This window comes from Roseibium sp. RKSG952 (assembly GCF_009711355.1).
The window spans coordinates 1-995 of sequence record NZ_SMMF01000437.1 but is presented as its reverse complement, the minus strand read 5'-3'; the positions used below and the strand labels follow the sequence as shown (position 1 = coordinate 995).

The following is a 995-nucleotide window of genomic DNA, read 5'->3' as shown; positions in this document are numbered from 1 at the left end:
AGGCAAAAACGAAAAAGGGCGTCCCGAGGGACGCCCTTTCTTTGGATATTCGCTGGCGCGACTTACTCGATGATTTTCGAGACGACGCCGGCGCCGACGGTGCGGCCGCCTTCGCGGATCGCGAAACGCAGGCCGTCTTCCATCGCGATCGGTGCGATCAGCTCGACGGTGAAGCCGACGTTGTCGCCAGGCATAACCATCTCGGTGCCAGCCGCCAGGGTCACGGTGCCGGTCACGTCAGTTGTACGGAAGTAGAACTGCGGACGGTAGTTCGCGAAGAACGGGGTGTGACGACCGCCTTCTTCCTTGGTCAGGATGTAGGCTTCGGCTTCGAACTTGGTGTGCGGTGTAACCGAACCCGGCTTACACAGAACCTGGCCACGCTCAACGCCGTCACGGTCGATACCGCGCAGCAGCGCGCCGATGTTGTCGCCTGCTTCACCGCGGTCCAGCAGCTTGCGGAACATTTCAACACCGGTACAGGTGGTTTTCTGAGTGTCGCGGATGCCGACGATTTCAATCTCGTCGCCAACGTTGATCACGCCACGCTCAACACGACCGGTCACAACGGTACCACGGCCCGAGATCGAGAACACGTCTTCAACCGGCATCAGGAACGGCTTGTCGACTTCACGCTCAGGGGTGTCGATGTAGTCATCAACAGCCGCCATCAGTTCTTTGATTTTCTCTTCGCCGATTTCCGGGTTGTTGCCTTCCATCGCGGCCAGAGCCGAACCTGCGATGATCGGAACATCGTCGCCGGGGTAGTCGTAGCTGGACAGCAGTTCGCGAACTTCCATCTCAACCAGTTCCAGCAGCTCTTCGTCGTCAACCTGGTCGACTTTGTTCATGAACACGACCATCTTCGGGATGCCAACCTGGCGGCCCAGCAGGATGTGCTCACGCGTCTGCGGCATCGGGCCGTCAGCAGCGTTCACAACCAGGATCGCGCCGTCCATCTGGGCAGCACCGGTGATCATGTTCTTGACGTAGTC

Annotated in this window: 1 protein-coding gene; it reads right to left on the bottom strand. The window is 59.4% G+C overall.

Annotation, left to right across the window (positions count from 1 at the left end):
• Positions 1-62: 62 nt before the first annotated feature.
• Positions 63-995 (bottom strand): elongation factor Tu (gene tuf, locus E1297_RS01430; protein WP_155132962.1); only part of this gene is annotated, 933 nt, incomplete at its 5' end.